Source organism: Hymenobacter rigui (assembly GCF_003944715.1).
GTDB lineage: Bacteria > Bacteroidota > Bacteroidia > Cytophagales > Hymenobacteraceae > Hymenobacter > Hymenobacter rigui.
This window is the reverse complement of record NZ_RWIT01000002.1, coordinates 185,934-204,303: the sequence shown is the minus strand read 5'-3', so window position 1 is coordinate 204,303 and position 18,370 is coordinate 185,934. Positions and strand designations below refer to the sequence as shown.

The following is an 18,370-nucleotide window of genomic DNA, read 5'->3' as shown; positions in this document are numbered from 1 at the left end:
ACGAAAACGGGGAAAAGGTGGCCGAAGGTCGGGAGGATTTTGGGAATCGCTTGACACCAGCCGGGTTAGTTGTAGCTGATGAATTGCGTATGGTACCGTTCAATTTTACCATCGGCCCCCAACAGAAACAGGTAGTGAATGGACTGATCAAACGTGGAAAGTACGTTGCGGACGCCCGGGCCGCCTTCCTGATTGTCACTGACTTCCGCCAGTAACATTCCATTGTTCACGCGCGAAAACAGGATGACCATACAGCCTTTCGCCGCACCGGAAACAGGAGTGAGGCGCGCTACTTGGCTCGAGAAATAGGGCTTGTGGTAACCCAGCTTATCCAGTGTGTTCAACGAATCTAATAAGCGGCTCATTTTTCCGTAACCAATATAGCCCCAGCGCTTTGCCAGAATTTCTGAAAAGCTCGTCGGGCTTTGATATATTAGGCTGTCGAATACCGCCACGCAGCGTTCCGGTCCCAGATGCTGCTGAAATACGGTGTCAGCCCTGATGTGAGAATAGGCTTCTGCGTACAGCTCATCGAGGGCGGGTACGGCGGTCTGGCCTTTGCCGAATAGTGGCGTCAGGACCATGATAACGAGGAGAAATAGTTTCATAGGGCTAAGAAGTGTCACATTGATAGGATGTGAGGCGTAGAGATGCTTCGACAAGCTCATCACGTTTCAGACCATCTGAAGCGCCGCATTAACTGAACGGATTTCTGCAGGAAGATACAGCGGCTTCTGGAACGGTATCCCGGTCCGACGGCGCAGCCGTCCGCCCGGGGAACTGTTTCGGAGGCTGCAGATGCCGAATGGTACGTATTCTGCCTGTAGTTGCACAGTCAAACTAGTACCGCGTAGCAGATATATATCGTACTGCCGCTAACTCGGGGTGGGGTGGGCCGTATGCACTAACCACGCTTTTCCCTTTCCCCTTTTTTTATGGCATTGCACTACATCCGGCGCGGCACTGGCCCGGCCCTGCTACTGGTTCACGGCATCGGCGGCAGCTGGCGCTCCTGGAATACCATCTTCGATACGCTGGCCGCCGAGCACGATGTTATTGCCGTTGACTTACCCGGCCACGGTGCATCGCCCCGGCTACCCGGCGAGCATACCATCGGCACCCTGGCCGATGCCCTCACGGCTTTTCTCACCGAGCACGACCTGCTGGGCATTGATGCCGTCGGCAGTTCAATGGGAGCCCGGCTGGTGCTGGAACTGGCCCGGCGCGGCGGCGTACTCGGGGCCGTGGTTTCCCTTGACCCCGGTGGGTTTTGGGAAGGCTGGGAGGTGCCATTTTTCTACCACTCCGTAGCCGTGTCGCAGAAGCTGGTGGGCGCTTTGCAGCCCGTAATGCCGGCGTTGATGCACTCAGCAGTGTGCCGTACGGCGCTGCTGACGCAGTTTTCGGCCCGCCCCTGGGCCGTGAATGGTGACCAGGCCCAAGATGAGATGTACAGCTTTGCCCACACACCCGTGTTCGGCGAGCTGCTCGACACGCTGGCCCATGGCGAGGTGCAACAGGCCGCTCCGGCCGGCAGTATTACGGCCCCGCTGGTCATCGGCTGGGGCCGCCACGACCGGGTGTGCCTGCCCACCCAGGCCCGCCGGGCCCTGGCCAAGTTCCCCGACGCCCGTCTCTACTGGTTCGAGCACTGTGGCCACTTCCCCCAGTGGGACCAGCCTGCCGAAGCCGCCCGCCTGATTCTGTCCACCCTGCGCCGCCAGCCCTTCCGCGACCAGGACATTGCCCGCAAGCTTGCCCCGCAGCCGCGCCCGGCCGTACCGAAAGCTGCCGTAGCCGCGGCGCTGGTGCTGGGCATTATGGGGGGCTGGGCGCTGATGAAGCGCGGTAAATAGCCGGCAAAGCGCCGCCAGCGAGGCCGCGCACCATGTATCCACAAACAAGCAGGTATTGCCGCCGAGGCAGTGCCTGCTTGTTTACATTTACAGTAGTAGCAGAATGAAACCATCGGCCAGAATCGAAGCTACTTCAGGGGCTTCAGTAGCCGCCGCGTTCTATAGCAGCTGCCGCGACTTCCGGGCCAGCCGATACCTCAGCGTCTTCCGTGAACGGACAACTGTTGTCGGTGTGGCTCAAGGTGCGGGCAGCATTGTAGGTCCGCACGCTGGTATAAGGAGCATTGGGAAATACGAAGAGTTCAGGTAATTAACAAAGCATCAAGCCTTCGTAAACCGCTCCACCACGTCCGCAGCCTGCGGAAACTCCCGTAGCAGCGTTTCCCGCTCGGCCAGCTCGAAATCGGCGAAATCGAAGCCGGGGGCCACGGTGCAGCTCACCAACGCAAAGCCAGGGCGGTGCTTGACCTGGGCTGCAAACCATACGCCCGCCGGAATAACGGCCTGCGGTAGCTCGCCGGCGGCAAAGTCGGGGCCGAGGGTGAGGCGAATGGGCTGGCCGGGCGCGAGCAGGACGATTTCCAGCGCCTGCCCCTGGTGGAAAAACCACAGCTCATCGGACTTGATGCGGTGGAAGTGCGACTTATCCTCGTTTTCGAGCAGGTAATAAATGGCCGTGCTCACGCTGCGGGTGTGGCCCTCGGCAGTGGGGAGGGTGGCATCGGAGCGGTAGGTTTCCCGGTAGTAGCCACCCTCGGGGTGGGGCAGCAGCTGCAGGTGCCGGATGATTTCCTGGGCGGTCATAGGGTTATAGGTGAGTTTGGGAGGGAGTTGTTCAGAAAGTGGTAAATGTCATGCAGAGCCGGAGGCGAAGCATCTCGCGTGCTGATGTTAGGTTACTATTGCAACGTCAGCCGAGCGAGATGCTTCGCCTTCGGCTCTGCATGACGTTCTGGTAGGTTCACGCTCAGCTCTTGTTGAACTCGCCGATGTGCCAGAGCACGCCGGAGGGGTCGTGCACGAAGCCTTCCCGGCCCCAGGCCTCCTGCCGGATGGGCAGCACCCGCACGCCCGGAAACTGCCCGGGCAGGTCCAGCGCCTCCAGCTGTGGCCAGTACTGCTCCACGTCTTCCATTTCCAGGAATAGCATGGTATTGTCTACCCACTCGGCTGCGTAATAGTCCTGCAGGTAGAAGCTCACGCCCGCAAGGGTAAATAATGACATGGCCGGCGACAACACCACCTCTGTGAAGCCCCAGGCCTGGTAGAAGCGGCGCGACTCGGCATAGTCTTTGGCCCCAATGAAGGGGCGGAGGGAACGGATTTTTTGCTCCATAAGGAAGGTCTATTGAGAACAGGCGGTTACTGCAGGCCCGACGCGAAAAGTAAAAAATACAGCAGACACATACTGTACAGCAGCCCGATCAGGTTGAGCACGAACAAGGGAAGGCTGCCGCGCCACTTCCGGGTAAAAGCCAGCGCCGCCGGCATAAGAAAGCTGTAAGCAGCCAACAGAAAAGGCAGCACTAGTAACCCATAACCCATTGGGCCACCTCCGGAGCGGATGGTTAGGAAACCCAGCGTAAGGAAATAGCAGTTGCTGAGCAGGAGCAGACTGGCCGCCACGCGGTTGGCGTACTGAAATCTGACGGGTGAAGCGAGCGTAATGGTTGGCATGGACTGAAGGACGGTAAAAATAGCGCAACGCCCTCATCCAGCGGTTTGGCGGGCCGATGTACGGTTCGCTAAACCACCAACAGCAACGCCCGACGTTTCGGCCGGGCGTTGCTGACGAAAAACAGCCGTTTACAGCTTGAAAATAGCTTTCAGGCCTTCTTTCAGTGGCGTGGGCGGGCGGCCCAGTACATCGGCCAGTTCGGGGCTGACGGTGGATTCCTGGCCGTTTTTGATGTCGGTGAGGAAGCCGGTGATGCGCCGGATGGCTACTTCGGGCAGGCCCTGCGCCTGCAGCCGGGCTTCGAAGGCGGACTGCTCGATGGGCGTGTAGGCCACAGGCTTCCCGGACAGCTCGCTCAGGGCCGCGGCTACATCGGCGAAGGAATAGGTGGTGCTGCCGGTGAAGGTGAAGATGCGGTTGTCGCAGCGGCTGTCGGCCAGCACGTTGGCAATGGCCTCGCCCATATCCTGGCGGAGCGCAAAGGCCACCCGGCCCTGGCCGGCGGGCAGCTGAATGCCCCGCTCAAACACCTGCGGACCCACAAACTGCGGCATCGTGTCCAGGTACAGAATGTTGCGGAACAGCACGTACGGCACCCCGCTGGCCCGGATGTAGTCCTCCGTCTGGAAGTGGCGCTCCATGAGCTGGTTGACCAGCGTGGCGGGGTTTTGCAGGGCGCGACTGGTGTAGGCCAGGCACGCTACGCCGGCTTTTTTGGCGGCATCCACTACGTTGCAATGCTGCTGCAGGCCGTCGTCGTCGCCACCGCCGGAAACCAGCAGCACTTTGCTGATGCCCTGCATGGCCCGGTTCAGGGAGGCCGGGTCGCGGTAGTCGCCCACGCGGATGTGCACGCCCCGCGCCTGCAGGCCGGCGGCTTTGGCTTCGTCGCGCACCAGCCCGGCCACATGGCCGGGGTCAATCAGCTGCAGCAGCCGCTCTATTACCGCCAACCCAATGTGGCCGGTTGCACCCGTTATCAGAATCATACGAAAAGGGAAAATAGGGAAGAGAAATACGATCCGCGCCGGCCGGCAATTGCCTGATTCAGCTGTTCCAGCTCCGACCGGAAGCGGGTGCTGCAAAGGTGGCCCGCCCCCACGCCCGCTGCCAGAGCGAAAGGGCGGGAAGGTTGGGCAAAAAGGCGGGAAGGTGAGGCGGATAAGTGTCAGTAGCAACGGCTGCCACTATTCAGAACGTCATGCTGAGCGAAGTCGAAGCATCTCTCCCGCTTCGTTGCCATGGTAATCCAACGAAGCGGGAGAGATGCTTCGACAAGCTCAGCATGACGTTCCTATATCCTCTAAAGCCTACCCTGCCTGCTTGTACGCCGTAGGTGAGAGGCCGAGGCTGTTGCGGAAGAAGCGGCTGAACGCGGATTGATCGGGGAAGTGCAGCAGGTCGGCTACCTGGGCCACGGAGAGCTGCCCGTGCTGCAGCAGGGCCTTGGCTTCCAGCATCACGGCTTCCTCAATCCACTCGCCGGCGGTTTTGCCGGTGGTCTGCTTCAGGGTGTCGGTGAGGTGCTTGGGCGTGATGCAGAGGCGGTCGGCGTAGAACTTCACGCTGCGCGCGGTGGTGCCGTGCGCGTTTACCAGAAGCTTGAACTCGGCGGTAAGCAGCTGGCTGCGGGTTTGGGTAGCCTGCAGCGCCGCATGCTGCTGGTCGTAGAGGCCCACCACCTCATAGAGCAGGCTGTTGATCAGACTTTTGATGACCTGGTTGCGGTAGGGGTGCGGAGCCTGAAACTTCTGCTGCAGCAGGCGCATGGAGGCCGTGATGCTGGCCGCTTCCGCTGCCGCTAGGGGCAGCACGTGCCGGGTGGCGCTTTCCAGAAACTGAAAGTTGTCGATTGGAATGTGGTTGCGGGTGGTGATGAACTCGGGCGTGAAGAAAACCGACAGGCTGTCGTGGTCAGGCGAGAAGCTTGTCCACTCTTTGATGATGTGCGGCGTGATGAGCATCAGGCTGCCGGGCTGGATGCAGTACGTTTCCAGATTAGCCTTCAGCGTTGCGGTGCCGCGCAGGCAAATCCCGATTTTATAGTAGTTGCCCCGGTACGGCACCCCCAGGGGCGGCCCGGCCGTGTGGGTGTGCTCGTCCATGAAAAACGCATCCGCCGGCTCCTCATCGGGGCGGGAAAAGTGCTGCAGCCGGTAGGTCGGAATCAGGTGGGGCATGAAGGCGGGCTGTTGAAATAGAACGTCATTCCGAGCTTGCCGAGGAATCTCGCGTGCTGACGTTGTGGTAGCAATCCTGACGTCAGCACGCGAGATTCCTCGGCAAGCTCGGAATGACAAGCGGATGCTTAGGTGTAATACTACTGGTTCCTTCGCGAAAACGGCGGTAGTGGCGCGTACACTTTCCGGGTTTCTGCGTACTTGCTACCCCAATCCAACCAACTCCGCTCATGCCCTACCAACCCAGCCCCAGCCGCTACGCCGACATGCCCTACCGCCGCTGCGGCCGCAGCGGCCTGAAACTGCCGGCCGTGTCGCTCGGCCTCTGGCACAACTTCGGCGACGTGGATGTGCTGCATAACTTCCGCGCCATCCTGCACCGGGCCTTCGACTCGGGCGTCACTCATTTCGACCTGGCCAATAACTACGGCCCGCCGCCCGGCTCGGCCGAAACCAACTTCGGCCGTATTCTGAAAGAAGATTTCCGCGGCTACCGCGACGAGCTGGTTATTTCCACCAAGGCCGGCTACCACATGTGGGAGGGGCCCTACGGCGAATGGGGCTCCCGCAAATACCTCGTCTCCAGCCTCGACCAGAGCCTGCGTCGCATGAAGCTGGACTACGTGGACATCTTCTACTCGCACCGCCCCGACTCCGAAACGCCCTTGGAAGAAACCATGGCCGCCCTCGACCACGTGGTGCGCCAGGGCAAGGCCCTGTACGTGGGCATCAGCAACTACGCGCCCCAGGAGGCGGCCGAGGCCATCCGCATCCTGCGTGAGCTGGGCACGCCCTGCCTGATTCACCAGCCCAAATACTCGATGTTTGAGCGCGGCCCGGAAAACGGTTTGCTGGATCTGCTGGGCCAGGAAGGCGTGGGCTGCATCCCGTTTTCGCCCCTGGCTCAGGGCTTGCTCACCAACAAATACCTGCACGGCATACCCGACGATTCGCGCGTAGCCAAGGGCGTGGGTTTTCTCACCGAAAACCAGCTGACCGAAGCCCGCCTCACCCAAATCCGCCAGCTCAACGACCTAGCCCAGGAGCGCAACCAAAGCCTGGCCCAGCTGGCCCTCAGTTGGATTCTGCGCGACGAGCGAATCACCTCCGTGCTCATCGGGGCCAGCAAGCCCGAGCAGCTCACCGACTCCCTGCGCTGCCTGGAAAACCTGCAGTTCAGCCCCGAGGAGCTGGCCCGGATTGAGGCGGTGTTGGGGTAAACGAGGAAGCCGGCTTTATAAAAGCCCGTCATGCTGAGCTTGTCGAAGCATCTCTACCGCTTCGCCTGCACTGCTTCAACGAAGCGGTAGAGATGCTTCGACAAGCTCAGCATGACGGGCAGTAATGTAATAAGTCCTGGCCGCCACGCTACAGGTTCTGTCGCAGAATCTGCAGCGTTTTCTCGTCCGGTTCGCTGCCGAAATACTTATCCAGCACCCGTTGAAAAACCGGGTCAGCACCTTCCAGCACGGCAAACAGCGTCATGCTGGACCGGAGCTTCACGTCGTCGGGGCTGCCCATGATGCGGGTGGCGTCGTTGCTTTCTAGCGTCAGCAGCGCCTCACTGATTTCTCGCAGGCGTGGCCCCAGTACCGGGTGTTTCAGATAGGCCTCAGCCTCTTGCTGGTCTTGGATGGCGTAAAACCGGGCCGTTTCGCTGTGGCCCAGCCCTTGCACCTGCGGGAAAATGTACCACATCCAGTGGCTGCGCTTCCGGCCGCCCCGAATTTCCGAGAGGGCCGTGGCGTAGTCGCGCTGCTGGGCGTCGAGGAAGCGTTGGAGGTTGGGCTGTTGGGGCATGGTGCTGGCAGGTTAGGGCATTCATACTTGACCGTCATTCCTCGGCTTCGCTCGGAATGACGGTTGATTGGAAACGTGGAGGTCGTTTACGCGTCGCCCAGCTTGTCCAGGGCCGCCATGTCCTCAGCAGAAAGCTGAATGGCGGCGGCCTGCACGTTTTCTTCCAGGTGCTTCACTTTGGAGGTGCCCGGAATGAGGAGGATGTTGGGGGAGCGGTGTAGCAGCCAGGCCAGGGCAACCTGCTGGGGGCTGGCCTCGTGCCGCTGACCAATTTCGGCGAGTTTGCTCAACGCCTCCTGGTTGCCGCCGGCCAGTGGGTACCACGGAATAAAGGCCAGGCCGTTCTGCTCACAGTAGGTCAGCTCGGCTTCCCACTTGCGGTTGTCCACGCTGTACATGTTCTGCACCGATACCACCGGCACCGCTTGCTGAGCCTGCTGAATCTGCTCCACGGTTACTTCCGAGAGGCCGATGTGCTTGATTTTGCCCTGCTGTCGGGCCTGCTGCAGGAACTCCAGCGTCTGCTCGAACGGTACGTTCGGATCGATACGGTGGAGCTGGTAGAGGTCAATCTGCTCCAGTTTCAGCCGTTTCAGGCTGCCTTCCAGGGCTTCGCGCAGGTGTTTGGGGCTGGCATCAATGGGCCACTGGTTGGGGCCGGTGCGCAGCAATCCGCCTTTGGTGCCAATCACCAGCCCGGCCGGGTAGGGGTGCAGGGCCTCGGCAATCAGCTCCTCTGACACGTTCGGGCCGTAGCTGTCGGCCGTATCGATGAAGTTGATGCCCAGCTCCACGGCGCGCCGCAGCACCCGGATGGCTTCGGCATGGTCGCGGGGCGGGCCCCAGATACCGTCGCCGGTAATGCGCATGGCGCCGTAGCCCATGCGGTTAACGGTCAGGTCATTGCCCAGCGTGAAGGTGTTAGCGGGAGAGGTGGTGTTGTTCGTCATGGAAGGGAGTGTGAATGGATAAAGTACGCACGCGCTAGTGAAAATAGCCGTGGTAGATAACTGCTGAAGCCGGTAAAAGTCACAAGCTCCTCCGTTCATTCGCACCTGCCGACTGCAAAACTCAATTAGCCGGTTGGGTTTTCCGCAGCAACTCTGTGGCTCGTTGTACGTCGGCATCCTGGCCGGTAGCTACCTGGCGCAGCGTGGGAGTTACCACTTCATCCGGCGTAATGCCCTTGCCCTGGTAGGAGCCGCTCCGGCTCACCACCCGTCGCCCGGTCCAGCTCAGCAGGTAGGCGCGCCCGATGGCCGCAAAATTCATTTCCCCGTTGGTGCCGCCGGTGGGCTGGCCCAGCAGCGCCCCGAGCCGGTGCCGCCGCACCACCTCCGCCACGGTTTCGCCGTAGCTGTAGGTGTGCGGGCCCACCAGGAATACCTTTGGGGCCGCAATAAACGGCAGCTGCGGCATCTTTCGGTCTGATTTCTCTCCCGCAAACTCAGCCTGATTGAAAGCTGGCTGGCGCAGCACCGGCATGGTCAGGCTATCCGTAAGCAGGGGCTGCCGGCTGAAGTGGGGCAGAATGCGCAGCAGGTCGTAGTGTGGGCGCTGGCGCAGGTCAATTATCAGGCCCTGGGCGGACTGCAGCTGCGGCAGTACCCGCTGAAAATCGGAGTAGCGCAGGCGGGTGGCATCCAGGTACACCAGTCCCGGTGCCAGCTCCCGCACGGGTGGGGCCTGGTTGTACAGGCTGCCCCGTAGCTGCTGAAGGGTCCACCGAATATCAGTGCTGCGGCCCAGGGAGTCGCGGAAAGTAAAGCTGGCCGCCGGGGCTCTGGTTGCGAGATTGGTGAGCAGTTGCTCGGCGGCCAGCTGCCGCGCCACGGCCGGGAAAGTGGCTGGTATTCTGGTTTGCAGCGTGTCGAGCAGATTGCCTACCGGCCGGCCGTTTACGTGCGTGAGGATGCTGCCGCGCGCTACCGTTGGCTGCAGTGCCGCCGGCACCTGCCGCAGCACTACCTGGCCTTCAACTAACGCCAGCTGCAGCGCCCACGGTGGGTCCACGATGCGCAGGCCGGTGCGGGTTTTGGGGCCGATAGCCACGTGCCGGTCGGGCAAATGGGCCAGCATCGTGCGGCAAGCGGCGAGTAGCTCGGCTTCGGTAGTGGCCTGGGCAGCTTGTTGAAGCGCCACGGGTAGCGCCGCTTCCCACCGGACTTGCTCCAGCACCGCGCGGTACGGGTAAAAATGCTGGATGATGTTCCAGGTCAGGATTACCGTGGCCAGCCGCTGCTCCGCCGTAGTGGCCGATAACCGCCGTACCCGCCGCCCCGGCCGGTACACCAGCCGCTGCCGATACTGCGCTGCCGGGAGCACCAGCGGTAACGCCAGCCGCACGGAGTCGGTAAGCTCGGCGGTATAGCGGCGCTGCCCGTTCGGAAACAGGCTGTCGGCTACCGCCCGTGTAGCTGCCCGAATGGTGCTGGCGTACGGAATGCCCGCCAGCTTCAGCATCAGCCGGGCCACCGGCAGCCCGGTTTTATCCTGGCCCAGACTATGGTGCTCCCGGAAGTAATAGGACCCGGCGTTTGTTGTCGCTGGGCCAGCAGGTGCCGCGGGAGAGCCGGGCAGCAGCAGCCGGATTTCCGGAGCCAGGGGCCGCAGCAGACTATCAAGCGTGCGGGCCAGGGCGGCATCGGTGCGGGCGCGGCGCACGGCCGGAATGCTGCGCACGAGCACCGTTTCCCAACTCAGGTGGGCCGTGTGGCGGTTGGGGTAGAAATACTTCACGTTACCCACCAGCTTGGTAAGGGCCGTGAGGTTGCGGGTTTCGCGGGCGGTGAGTGGGGTCGGTAAAGCGCTGGAAGCCAATGGTAGGGCCAGCAGCAGGAGTACGCCAGAGCGCAGAAAATTCACGGAAATGGGGTAGGGTAAGCACTTGGAAAGAGCCCGGTGCCCGGCTGGGGGTTGCAAGTTGCGGCTGCAGACCCGCCTTGTATAATGGAAATATCCGCGTCACGGGGGGCGAGAAAACCCGCCCGTTGGTGTCCAACTCCCGACTTCCATTTCTACCTTACCACCACGACTTTATCTTTTTCCTTTCCGCGTGAAAAAACTCTACTCTCTACTGCTTGGCGGCTTCCTGCTGAGTGCGCCCCTGGCTTCGGCCCAAACCCTGGCCGAAAAAACCAAGGGACTCCAGAAGTTTCCGGGTTACTTTCCGTTTTACTGGGACGAGAAAGGTGGGCGTATTCTGCTGGAAATCGACAAGCTCGATCAGGAAATCCTCTACGTGAGCAGCCTGCCCCAGGGCGTGGGTTCCAATGATCTGGGCCTCGACCGGGGCCAGATCGGGCAGACGCGCATCGTGAAGTTTGTAAAGAGTGGGCCCAAGATTTTGCTGCTGCAGCCCAACTACGACTACCGGGCCGTGAGCCCGAACCCCGAGGAACGTAAATCGGTGGAGCAGGCGTTTGCGCAGTCGGTTATCTGGGGGTTCAAGGCTGAGGCCCAGGAAGGCAACCGGGTGTTGGTAGACCTCACGCCGTTTCTGCTCCGTGATTCGCACCAGATCAGTGATAAGCTGGAAGACCTGAAACAAGGCAGCTATAAGGCCGAAGAAAGCCGCTCGGCGGTGTTTCTGCCCAACACCAAGGGCTTCCCCCAGAACTCCGAGTTTGAGGCCATCATCACCCTCACCGGCAAGGCCAAAGGCCGCGAAATCCAGTCGGTGACGCCCGACCCGAACGCCGTGACGGTGCACATGCACCACTCGTTTATTCAGCTGCCCGATGCGGGCTACAAGCCCCGGGCCTTCGACCCCCGGGCCGGCTACTACGCCAACGAGTACATGGACTATGCCACGCCCATCGACCAGCCTATTCTAAAGCGGCAGCTGGTGCGGCACCGGCTCGTAAAGAAAGACCCCACGGCGAACCAGAGTGAAGCCGTGGAGCCCATTGTGTACTACCTCGACCGGGGCGCGCCCGAGCCCGTGCGCTCGGCCCTACTGGAAGGGGCCGCGTGGTGGAACCAGGCCTTTGAGGCGGCCGGCTACCGCAACGCCTTCCAGGTGAAGCTGCTGCCTGAGGACGCCGACCCCATGGATATCCGCTACAACCTCATTCAGTGGGTGCACCGCTCCACCCGGGGCTGGTCGTACGGGGCGAGCATTGTGGACCCGCGCACCGGCGAAATCATCAAGGGACAGGTGTCGCTGGGCTCGCTCAGGGTGCGCCAGGATTTCCTGATTGCTGAGGGGTTGCTGCAGCCTTACGAAGATGGTAAGCCCACCCCGCCCGATATGCTGCAGATGGGTGTGGCCCGCCTGCGCCAGTTGGCTGCCCACGAGGTGGGCCACACCCTGGGCCTCTACCACAACTACTCGGCCAGCACCCGGGACCGGTCGTCGGTGATGGACTACCCCATGCCCCGCATTACGATGCGCCCCGACGGCAGTATTGATTTGAGCGAGGCCTACGCCGTTGGCATTGGCAGCTGGGACAAGCGCGCCATCCTCTACGGCTACCAGGATTTCGGGCCCCAGGCCGATGAAAAGGCCGCTCTGGACGCGGTGATGAAGCAGACGCTGGCCGAGGGCTACGTATTTATTTCCGATGCCGACGCCCGGGCCGCCGGCGGAGCCCACCCCACAGCCCACCTCTGGGACGACGGCCCCAACGCCGCCGCCGAGCTGAACCGCCTCCTGGACGTGCGCCGCCAACTATTGGCCCGCTTCTCAGAAAAGGCCCTGGCCCCCGGCCAACCCATGGCCATGCTGGAAGAAGTGCTGGTGCCCATGTACCTGCTGCAGCGCTACCAGGTAGAGGCGGCCTCCAAGGAGCTGGGCGGCCTCTACTACACCTACGCCGTGAAGGGCGACGGCCAGACCATCACCCGGCTGGTAGAGCCCGCCGAGCAGTGGAAGGCCTTCGACGCGCTGCTGCGCACGATTTCGCCCTGGGAACTGGCTTTGTCGGAAGAGCTCTTGCTGAAGATTCCGCCGCGCCCCGTGAACTACGGCCGCAGCCGCGAAACCTTCCCCGCTCGCACCGGCCTCACCTTCGACCCGCTGGGCGCGGCCGAATCGGCGGCGGCTACTACGCTGGAGTTTCTGCTGAATCCGCAGCGGGCGGCGCGTTTGGAGGAATACCACGCCCGCCACGCCGAGCAGCCCGGCCTCGGGGCGGTGCTGGATAAGCTGCTGGCCGCTACCTGGGAGGCCCGGCCCGAAACCGGCTACCCCGGCGAGCTGCAGCGCCTCGTGCAGATGCTCACGCTGCAAAAGCTGCTGGCTTTGGCCGCCGCGCCCCAGGCTCCGGTCGGCGTGAAAGCCCTGGCTGCCCTGAAGGTAGAAGACCTGAAAAAGCAGCTTCAAAAAGAGCAGAAGGCCAAGGAGGAAGGCCGCCGGGCCACTGCCCTGGCCGCCCTGCGCACCATCCGGCAGTTCGAGGACAACCCCGAGAAATTCCAGCCCGCGCCCGCCCTCCCCATGCCCGACGGTGCCCCTATCGGCTCGAATGACTGTGGGACGTGGTAAGGGTGACAAGGGAAATTCGCAGGCTAGCAATAGAACGTCATTCCGAGCGAAGTCGAGGAATCTCGCGTACTGACGTTGTGCTGGTAATCCGACGAAGCTGTAGAAATGCTTCGGATTCGCTCGAAATGAGGTTCTTCAAGCAACAACATCAGCACGCGAGATTCCTCGGCTTCGCTCGGAATGACGTTCTGGGAAACTGTTCATACTAAACAGAAAAGCGGCGCCACTCCAGCAGTGACACCGCTTTTCTGTTTTAACATACCTTGTTACTCCGCCGCCGCAGTCGGTGTCCAGCCACCGCCCAGGGCGCGGTAGAGGTCGATGAGGAGCAGGAACTGCTGGCGGCGGGTTTGGGTCAGGTTCAGCTCGGCTTCCAGCACGCTGCGCTGGGCGGTTACCACTTCCAGGTAGGAGGCGTAGTTGGCCTTGTATAGGTCGTCGGATACGCTGACGGCTTTGTTAAGGGCGGCTACTTCCTGCTGCTGCAGCTCAAACATGCGCTGGTAGTTGCCAATGCCGCGCAGGCTGGTGCTCACTTCCTCGAAGCCGGTTTGCACGGCTTTCTGGTAGTCGTTGTAGGCAATCTTCTGCTCGGCGGCCGAGCGGCGCAGGTCGGCCTGGAGGCCGTTGCGGTTGAGCAGGGGCGCGCTCAAGCCTGCGAGGAGGCCGTAGGCCAACGAGCCGGGCGTGTTGAACAGCACCGAGGCCCGGTAGGCATTCACGCCCACGAACGGGGTGAGCGTGAGCGAGGGCAGAAATGCCGCCCGGGCGGCCGATACATCGGCGCGGGCCGCCACCAGCTGCAGCTCGGCCTGCTGCACATCGGGGCGGCGCAGGAGCATGGTGGCGGGCAGGCCGGCCTGCACCTGGGTGGGCAGCGGCTGCTGCAGAATGGGCAGGCCCCGGGCAATGTGCTGGGGGTAGCGGCCCAGCAGGCGGTTCAGCTCGTTTTCGGAGGCGGCAATGCGCTGCCGGGTTTCGGCTTCCAGGCTGCGGGTGCGCAGCAGCTGGGCCGTGAACTGCTGCACGGCCAGCTCGTTGGCCCGGCCGGCCTGCTTCTGCACCTTCACAATTTCCAGGGCGCGCTCCTGCAGGCGCTGGTTTTTGGTGAGTACGGCCAGCTCGTTGTCCAGCCCCAGCAGGTTGTAGTACAGCCGGGCCACCTCGGCCACCAGGGCCGTTTCTACCAGATGACGGCCTTTTTCGGAGGCCAGCAGGCGCATATAGGCTGCCTGCCGGCGCTGGCGCAGCTTGCCCCAGAGGTCAATTTCCCAGGAGCTGCGCAGGCCCAGGAAGAAGTCGGGCGTGGGGTTGGGGATGCGCTGTCGGCCCTCCACGTTGGGCGAGAGGTTGGTGTCGTAGTTGCCGATGCCGTTGAGGGTGTAGTCGCCGAACTTCTCCACGCCGGCGCTGGCTACCCCGTTCACGGTAGGCAGCAACGCCCCGCGCTGCACCTGCAGGTTGGCCCGGGCAATTTCGATGCGCTGGATGGCCGTGCGCACATCGGGATTGGCCTGCAGGGCCGTATCGAGCAGGCCCACCAGGTTCCGGTCCCCGAAAAACTGCCGCCAAGATTGGTCGGCCACGGAAGCGGAGTCGGTGGTAGCGGCCGTGGCGGGGAAGGCGGCCGGCATGGTGGCCGCGGCGGGCTGCACGGTGGGCGCGGCCACCCGGCAGCCCGTAGCCAAAGCCAGGGCGGCCAATGCCGGCAGCGTGCGGCGGGTGAGGGAGCGTATTGGGTTGGGTAAGGTCATGGGGCTAGCAAGGCTAGAGCTAAAAGCTAGAGTTAGTTCCCCTCCTTGGAAAGGAGGGGCTAGGGGTGGTTGATGGGCGTAGGTACGACTTGCGTTTGTCGGGCTGAGCATGTGACGTTACATTTATACCGCGGCGTAGGGTGATGTTCTTGTGCATCGTTCTACCGTCATCAACCACCCCCAACCCCTCCTTTCCAAGGAGGGGAGCCACGTTCGTCAGGCGTGGGCGGGTTCCAGGGCTTCGGTGGGCTCGGTGAGCTGCTTACGCTTCTTCTCCTGCTTGCTCTGGCGCGAAAACAGCACGTAGAGGCCCGGAATCAGGATGACGCCAAACAGGGTGCCGATGAACATGCCGCCGGCCGCCGCGGTGCCGATGGAGCGGTTGCCCAGCGCGCCCGCGCCGGTGGCAATGGTCAGCGGAATCAGGCCGGCAATAAAGGCGAAGCTGGTCATCAGAATGGGGCGCAGGCGGGAGTAGCCGCCCTGCACCGCCGCTTCCAGCGCCGACAGCCCCTCCTGGCGCTTGAGCACTGCAAACTCGATGATGAGAATGGCGTTCTTGCCCAGCAGGCCAATGAGCATCACCAGCGAAACCTGGGCGTAGATGTTGTTTTCCAGGCCTAGCAGCTTCAGAAACAGGAAGGCCCCGAAGATGCCGGTGGGCAAACTCAGCAGCACCGGCAGCGGCAGCAGGAAACTTTCGTACTGGGCCGCCAGCAGCAGGTACACAAACAGGAGCACTACCGCAAACACGTAGAGGGCCTGGTTGCCGCTCAGGATTTGCTCCCGCGTCATGCCGCTCCACTCATAGCTGTAGCCGCGGGGCAGCTCCTTGGCGGCCACTTCCTCAATGGTCTTGATTACGTCGCCGGAGCTGAAGCCGGGGGCCGCGTCGCCGTTGAGCATGGCCGAGGTGTACATGTTGTAGCGCGTCAGTTGCTCGGGGCCGTACACCCGCTCCAGGCGCACGAAGCTGGAGTAGGGCACCATCTCGCCCCGGTCGTTTTTGACGTGCATTTTCAGCACGTCCTCGGGGCTGGTGCGGTAGCCGGGGGCGGCCTGCACCATTACCTTGTACATCTGCCCGAAGCGGATGAAGTTGGAGGCGTAGAACGAGCCCATCAGCGTCTGCAGCGTGCTCATGGCCTTTTCCACGGTCACGCCCTTCTTGGCCGCCTGGTCCTGGTCTACGTGGATGAGGTACTGGGGGAAGCTGGCATCGAAGCCGGTGAAGGCCCCGCCCACGGCCGGCGTGTTGGTGAGGGCGGTGATGAACTTATCGGCCACCCGGGCGGTGGCGGGCAGGTCGCCGCGGCCGGTTTTGTCGAGCAGGCGCAGCTCGAAGCCGCTGGAGTTGCCGAAGCCCGGCACGGTGGGCGGAGGGAAGAACTGGATGTCGGCGTCGTGGATGTGCTTGGTGCGCTCGTTGAGCTGGGCAATCAGGTCGGTTACCGATTCCTTCCGGTCGTCCCAGGCTTTCAGGTTGATCATGCCCATGCCGTAGCTGGCCCCGGCCACCTCGTTCATGAGACTGTAGCCGGCCAGCGTCGACACCGATTCTACCGGGCCCAGCTTGGCGGCCACTTGCTGGATTTCGTCGAGCACTTTCTCGGTACGCTCCACGGTGGCGCCGGGCGGCGTAGTCACGTTCACATACACCATGCCCTGATCCTCAGTCGGGATAAAGCCGCTGGGCAGCACCGCATTCACCCCCCAGGTTGCCAGGCAGAACCCCACCAGCAGGCCAATGGTAACAACGCGCCGACTGGCCACGGTGCGCACCAGCCACTGGTAGCGGGTGGCCAGGGCCTCGTAGCGGCGGTTGAAACCGGCAAAGAACCGATCCAGCAGCCCCAGCTTCCGGCCGGTTGCAGCATCGGGCGTGTCGCCCTCAATGGCGTGGGTTGGTTTGAGCATCAGCGCGCACAGCGCCGGCGTCAGGGTAAGCGCATTCACCCCCGAAATGACGATGGATATAGCCAGCGTAAGCGAAAATTGCCGGTAGAACACGCCCACGGGCCCGTCCATAAACGACACCGGCACGAACACCGCCGACATCACCAGGGTAATTGCCACAATGGCCCCGCCAATTTCCGACATGGCTTCCAGCGTGGCATCCATCGCCGAGAGGTGCTTTTCGTGCATTTTGGCGTGCACGGCCTCCACCACCACAATGGCGTTATCCACCACAATGCCAATAGCCAGCACCAGCGCAAACAGCGTGAGCAGGTTGATGCTGAAGCCCAGCAGCTGCATGAAAAACAGCGTGCCCACCAGCGCCACCGGCACGGCCAGCGCCGGAATAAGCGTGGAGCGCCAGTCCTGCAAAAACAGGTACACCACCACGAACACCAGCAGAAACGCCTCGACCAGGGTGCGCAGCACTTCATGAATGGAAGCATCGAGGAAGCGTGACACGTCGTAGGCCACGTTGTAGGTCATGCCGGGTGGGAAGGACGTCTGCTTCAGTTCAGCCATGCGCTCCTTTACCTGCTTAATGACATCCGAAGCGTTGGAGCCGGGGCGCTGCTTGAGCATGATGGCCGCCGAGGGCCGGCCGTCAATCTTGGATACCATGCCGTAGCTGAGCACGTCGAACTTCACCTGGGCCACGTCCCGGAGGCGCAGCACCGAGCCGTCGGGGTTGGCGCGCAGCACAATGTCCTCGTACTGCTTGGGCTCGAAGAGCTTGCCGGTGTAGCGCAGCACGTACTGCAGCATCTGGGCATCCTGGCCCGAGCTTTCCCCCGATTTGCCGGGCGCGGCCTCCACGTTCTGGGCCCGGATGGCCTCCACCACTTCCTCGGCCGACACGTTGTAGGCCACCATGCGGTCGGGCTGCAGCCACACGCGCATGGAGTACTCGCGCTGGCCCATGATTTCGGCAAAGCCCACCCCGTCAATTCGCTTGAGCTCCTGCAACACATTGATATCGGCGAAGTTGTAGATGAACTTCTCGCTCACCTTGGGATCTTCGCTCATCACGTTGAGGTAGAGCAGCATGCTGTTCACCTCCTTCTCGGTGCTCACCCCGGCCCGGATTACCTCTTCCGGCAGCTCATCAATGATGGTTTGCACCCGGTTCTGCACGTTCACGGCGGCCAGGTCGGGGTCGGTGCCCACCTGGAAAAACACGGTTATCACCGTCAGCCCGCTGTTGCTGCTCACCGACGACATGTAGGTCATGCCCGGCACCCCGTTGATGGCCCGCTCCAGCGGCGTAGCTACGGCCTTGGCGCACACCTCGGCGTTGGCCCCGGTGTAGCGGGCCGTCACCGTCACGGAGGGTGGCACGATGTCGGGGAACTGGGTGATGGGCAGCGAGAAAAGCGCCAGCCCGCCCAGAAACGTGATAAACAGGGAAATCACCAACGAGAGAACCGGCCGGCGAATGAAGAGTGCGAGCATAGGGTGTGGGGTATCGGGGAAGGTGAACCGTAGGGAGCGGGGGGAAGAACCAAGGCTTGAGCTAGTTCCCCTCCTCAGATGAGGAGGGGTTAAGGGTGGTTGATGGGCATCATCGTTTTAGCGCCAGTATCATACTTCCCAGCCCCTCAACCAGGAATAAAATCCAGGACCAATACCAACCCTAACGCTCCGGTCAACCACCCCCA

The 18,370-nt window shown here is 62.3% G+C and carries 14 protein-coding genes; 3 read left to right on the top strand and 11 right to left on the bottom strand.

Going from position 1 to position 18,370, the window contains the following annotated elements; all coding sequences use genetic code 11:
• Positions 1–65: 65 nt before the first annotated feature.
• Positions 66–608, bottom strand: coding sequence for a hypothetical protein (locus EI291_RS04925; protein ID WP_125418619.1), 543 nt, complete (start codon positions 606–608; stop codon positions 66–68).
• Positions 609–935: 327 nt separating this feature from the next.
• On the opposite strand from EI291_RS04925, the gene EI291_RS04920 reads away from it, so the two are divergent.
• Positions 936–1,856 carry an alpha/beta fold hydrolase gene (locus EI291_RS04920; RefSeq protein ID WP_125418617.1) on the top strand — a complete coding sequence of 307 codons (921 nt, stop codon included), beginning with the start codon at positions 936–938 and terminating at the stop codon, positions 1,854–1,856.
• Positions 1,857–2,177: 321 nt separating this feature from the next.
• Here the strand turns inward: EI291_RS04920 and EI291_RS04915 are convergent, their stop codons facing one another.
• From EI291_RS04915 to EI291_RS04895, 5 genes are all read right to left on the bottom strand, one after another.
• Positions 2,178–2,660 carry a cupin domain-containing protein gene (locus tag EI291_RS04915; protein ID WP_125418615.1) on the bottom strand — a complete coding sequence of 161 codons (483 nt, stop codon included), beginning with the start codon at positions 2,658–2,660 and terminating at the stop codon, positions 2,178–2,180.
• 163 nt (positions 2,661–2,823) lie between these two features.
• Positions 2,824–3,192, bottom strand: a complete 369-nt coding sequence (locus EI291_RS04910; protein ID WP_125418613.1) for a VOC family protein — start codon at positions 3,190–3,192, stop codon at positions 2,824–2,826.
• 26 nt (positions 3,193–3,218) lie between these two features.
• Positions 3,219–3,533, bottom strand: coding sequence for a hypothetical protein (locus tag EI291_RS04905; RefSeq protein WP_125418611.1), 315 nt, complete (start codon positions 3,531–3,533; stop codon positions 3,219–3,221).
• A 129-nt stretch (positions 3,534–3,662) separates the two neighbouring features.
• Complete coding sequence (locus EI291_RS04900; RefSeq protein ID WP_125418609.1) at positions 3,663–4,523, bottom strand: SDR family oxidoreductase; 861 nt, start codon at positions 4,521–4,523, stop codon at positions 3,663–3,665.
• Between the two features lie 321 nt (positions 4,524–4,844).
• A complete protein-coding gene (locus EI291_RS04895; protein ID WP_125418607.1) occupies positions 4,845–5,714 on the bottom strand; it encodes an AraC family transcriptional regulator in 870 nt (289 codons plus the stop codon).
• Positions 5,715–5,944: 230 nt separating this feature from the next.
• Between EI291_RS04895 and mgrA the strand changes: the two genes are divergently transcribed.
• On the top strand, positions 5,945–6,934 hold the full coding sequence (gene mgrA, locus EI291_RS04890) for an L-glyceraldehyde 3-phosphate reductase (RefSeq protein WP_125418605.1): 990 nt from the start codon (positions 5,945–5,947) through the stop codon (positions 6,932–6,934).
• A gap of 148 nt (positions 6,935–7,082) precedes the next feature.
• On the opposite strand, the gene EI291_RS04885 is transcribed toward mgrA, so the two are convergent.
• The 3 genes from EI291_RS04885 to EI291_RS04875 form a co-directional block, all read right to left on the bottom strand.
• Entirely contained in the window at positions 7,083–7,514 is a 432-nt protein-coding gene (locus EI291_RS04885) for a DUF1810 domain-containing protein (RefSeq protein ID WP_125418603.1), read from the bottom strand.
• A gap of 86 nt (positions 7,515–7,600) precedes the next feature.
• Positions 7,601–8,464, bottom strand: coding sequence for an aldo/keto reductase (locus tag EI291_RS04880; RefSeq protein ID WP_125418601.1), 864 nt, complete (start codon positions 8,462–8,464; stop codon positions 7,601–7,603).
• A 121-nt stretch (positions 8,465–8,585) separates the two neighbouring features.
• Complete coding sequence (locus tag EI291_RS04875; protein ID WP_125418599.1) at positions 8,586–10,379, bottom strand: S41 family peptidase; 1,794 nt, start codon at positions 10,377–10,379, stop codon at positions 8,586–8,588.
• A 190-nt stretch (positions 10,380–10,569) separates the two neighbouring features.
• Between EI291_RS04875 and EI291_RS04870 the strand changes: the two genes are divergently transcribed.
• Positions 10,570–13,002: a zinc-dependent metalloprotease gene (locus tag EI291_RS04870; protein WP_125418598.1), complete on the top strand. Its 2,433-nt coding sequence runs from the start codon at positions 10,570–10,572 to the stop codon at positions 13,000–13,002.
• A 266-nt stretch (positions 13,003–13,268) separates the two neighbouring features.
• On the opposite strand, the gene EI291_RS04865 is transcribed toward EI291_RS04870, so the two are convergent.
• Positions 13,269–14,756: an efflux transporter outer membrane subunit gene (locus EI291_RS04865; RefSeq protein ID WP_125418596.1), complete on the bottom strand. Its 1,488-nt coding sequence runs from the start codon at positions 14,754–14,756 to the stop codon at positions 13,269–13,271.
• Positions 14,757–14,972: 216 nt separating this feature from the next.
• Entirely contained in the window at positions 14,973–18,164 is a 3,192-nt protein-coding gene (locus EI291_RS04860; protein WP_125418594.1) for an efflux RND transporter permease subunit, read from the bottom strand.
• Positions 18,165–18,370: the final 206 nt, after the last annotated feature.